Genomic DNA, 3,137 nt, shown 5'->3' with positions numbered 1-3,137 from the left:
TACCAGCCGCAAGCGATCAGCGCCGATTTTAAGAAAAAGATGGATCAGCCCTGGAGGATCATTCCCAAGACCATTGATGACGATCGGTGCACCCAGTGTGGGACCTGCGAGGCGGTGTGCCCGGTAGGGGCCGTGGCCCTGGACCCAGGCCCGGTGTTCAACGCGCGTTGCTTCGATTGCTTCAAGTGTGTTCGTGAATGCCCGGAAGATGCCATTAATTCGTCTGTCCCGCTTGGAAAAATTGAATCCATGATCCGCGGTCGGGTGGAGAAGTATAATGAAATGCCGCATACGCAGATTTTTTTCTGATTGTAGAAAAAGTCAATAGGACGGTGGTGTATCAGAATGAAGGGAGGGAGGGGTGGCTTTTTTGGGAATCTTGATGGAAAAGCGGGACCCCGTGTTCGGTTCTGATTGAAGTGAAATTCCGCCGCCATGCTGGCTGAGGATCCGGTTGGAGATAAACAGCCCCAGGCCGGTGCCGCGTTCGCCCTTAGAAGAGAAAAAGGGGGTGAAAACATTGGCCCGGATCGCTTCTTCCATGCCGATGCCGTTGTCCAACACATTCAGATAGATGTAGCCCGCATCCTGGGTGACTTCAAAACAGATCTCGTGAGACCGGCCCGACCGGTCCAACCGGCAGGCTTCCACGGCATTCTCGATGATATTGGTCAGGGCGCTGCGAACGATGCCTGCATCCACCTCGAACCGGCCGATGGCGGGGTCGAAACGGTGGGTTAGTGTGATATCCTGTCCTTTAATTTTGGGTCCCACGGTTTTCAGTACCTCCTCGGCAAAACCGAGAACGTCCACCGTTTCCCATTTCAGGTCCTTTTCCCTGGCGTAGTAGAGGATGTCCAGCACCATGTCCCGGATGCGCCCAACCATGAAGCGCACGGTATCCCACCCTTCACGGATCTGTTCCTGATTCTCCTTTTTAAATCCTGAGTCCAGAAGATACATGCCGCCGTCCAGGCCGGTGAGCAGCCCCTTGATGCCGTGGGAGACCGATCCGATCATCAGCCCCAGCGATGCCAGCTGGTCCTCGAGCCGGCGGGTGCGGGTGATGTTGGTTGACATTTCCATGACACGGGTGATGTTGCCTGCCAGGTCGCGGATGGGCGCGGTCTGGATGAGCACCCGGTAGTTCTCCCCGCGTTTCGAGGTTACCTCCATCTCGCACTGGTGGGATTGGCCGTCGCTAAATGTTTTGGCCACCGGGCAGTCGGGGCAGGCATCGTCCCGGTCTTTGTATATGTTGTGGCAGCGTGCGCCCACAGATAGGTTGAAGTCCTCCTGAAAGCGGCGGTTGGCCGCCCTGATGGTCAGGTCGGGAGCCTGCACGGTAATATAGCAGGGGGCTTCGTCGAAGAGTTGCTGGTAGCGTTGCTGGGTGGCCTGGAGTCGTTCCTGCAGCTTGCGGACTTCGCCGATGTCGGCTCCGATCTCCACCACCAGCTCCACAGCGCCTTGGCTGTCGCGGATGGGAGCGGTGTGGACCATCACCGGCCCCCGGGTGCCGTCGGCATATACCACGGTGACCCGACGGCGCATGCCCGTTCCGGTGGTAAAGGTCTCTTTTACCGGCGAGGCTTCCACACTGTCCGGTGGATATGCAGCTCCGCTGGCTTGGCCGACGTGGTCTCCCAACCGCTCCCGATAGAGTGGATTGATGGCGATGATCTCCTGGTGGCGGTTGTGGATGGCGACGAAGCAGGGGAGTTCGTTGAAACAGTTGATGCCGGCATCCAGATCGCCGGCAATGCCGCGAAGTGCTGAAGACATGCCCTCAACGGCCTGACCCACGGCCGCCAGCCGTTCGGTTTTCATCAGCCGGGCGGTCTGTTCGCGCACCAGGTTTTCCAGATTTTCGGTATAGGCCCGCAGCTGCGTGCGCATGCTGATGCGATCGTTGGCCCGCTTCAGGGCAATTTCCAGGATATCGTCGTTGATGGGTTTGGTGATGAAGTCGGTGGCCTCCAGCTTCAGGCACTTGATGGCCAGATCCATGTCTCCGTGGCCGGTGAGCATGATCACTTCCGTGTCCGGGCTTTCCGCCTTGATCTGCTGGAGCAGGTCGATGCCGTCCATGACGGGCATCTTGATGTCGGTGAGAACGATGGGAGGGCTGTGCTGCCGGAAAACCGCCAAGGCCTCCTTGCCGTTTTGCGCGGTAAATACCTGGTAGCCGATGTCCATGAGGGAGATACCCAGCACTTTCCGGATGCCTTCCTCATCATCGACCAGCAGGATTTTCTCTTCCATTTCTACCCTTTTCCTAAAGTCATGAGCCCAACCGCCGTGTCAAGCAGGCACTGAGCATCGGGCGGTTTTTCCAGGTAAGCGTCCGGATCGGGAAGGGGCTCCACCAGTTTGATGTTGAGCATCTTCAGATAGTGCTGGAAAGACCGCTGCCCCACGGCCGACAGCATGATGATGGGAATGTGCTGCAGCCTGCGGTCCGTTTTGAGGCTTTTGTACATCAGTGCGCCGCCGGTCCCCGGCATCATCACGTCCAGTATGATCAGGTCGGGAGTGATTTCCCGGGCTTTTGCCAGGCCGGCTGACCCGTCGCGGCAGGTTTCGGCATTGTATCCGTTGGTTTTGAACAAGGCGGAAATGAACACCCGCATGTCCATGGAATCGTCGACGATGAGAATAGTTCCCCTGCAGGATTCCGGTTCTGGTGGTGTCATGGACGTATCGCTTTGAAAATGCATCGGATAGGCAGTTTTTTCAGGCCGGTGCCTCCTGAGCCTTGTCCGGATGATTGACACTGCCTACCGGGCAGGAAGATCGCAGAACCACCTGCTCCACGGTGGAGCCTAGCAGGGCCAGTTCCGGATCGATCTCCCGGGTATGATGGGCCATGACGATCAGGTCGGCCTGTTTTTCACGGGCGAATTTGAGAATTTCCACGTAAGGCGTCCCCTCCCGGATGCCGATTTCATAATTGTCGAACCCTTTGAGTTGCGAGAGGTATTTGGCATCTATTTTTTTACGTGCCGCTTCGATGTGCGCTTCGATTTCCGCCTGTCCTTTTACTTTTCCCGGTTCGGATGCGTGAATATCCACGGCATGAAAAATGTGCAGTCGCGCGTTGACCTCCTTGGCCAGCCGCGCGGCCCAGAGGAAGG

At 57.4% G+C, this 3,137-nt stretch carries 4 protein-coding genes; 1 reads left to right on the top strand and 3 read right to left on the bottom strand.

The window, feature by feature from the left end; all coding sequences use genetic code 11:
* Nucleotides 1-309: 4Fe-4S dicluster domain-containing protein (locus QNK41_RS17700; protein WP_319259473.1), on the top strand; the 309-nt coding region annotated here is incomplete at its 5' end.
* Between the two features lie 12 nt (nt 310-321).
* Here QNK41_RS17700 and QNK41_RS17695 read toward each other — a convergent pair.
* The 3 genes from QNK41_RS17695 to QNK41_RS17685 form a co-directional block, all read right to left on the bottom strand.
* Nucleotides 322-2,265: a response regulator gene (locus QNK41_RS17695; protein WP_319259470.1), complete on the bottom strand. Its 1,944-nt coding sequence runs from the start codon at nt 2,263-2,265 to the stop codon at nt 322-324.
* 2 nt (nt 2,266-2,267) lie between these two features.
* Nucleotides 2,268-2,696, bottom strand: a complete 429-nt coding sequence (locus QNK41_RS17690; RefSeq protein ID WP_319259468.1) for a response regulator — start codon at nt 2,694-2,696, stop codon at nt 2,268-2,270.
* Between the two features lie 40 nt (nt 2,697-2,736).
* A partial coding sequence (locus QNK41_RS17685) for a universal stress protein (protein ID WP_319259465.1) occupies nt 2,737-3,137 on the bottom strand: 401 nt, incomplete at its 5' end.

This window comes from Desulfosarcina sp. (assembly GCF_033791525.1).
Lineage (GTDB): Bacteria > Desulfobacterota > Desulfobacteria > Desulfobacterales > Desulfosarcinaceae > Desulfosarcina.
This window is presented reverse-complemented; position numbering and strand designations above follow the sequence as displayed.

Coding starts and splice junctions, on each gene's coding strand:
- QNK41_RS17695 (WP_319259470.1), bottom strand. CDS start 2,265: ATGGAAGAGAAAATCCTGCTGGTCGATGATGAGGAAGGCATCCGGAAA.
- QNK41_RS17690 (WP_319259468.1), bottom strand. CDS start 2,696: ATGACACCACCAGAACCGGAATCCTGCAGGGGAACTATTCTCATCGTC.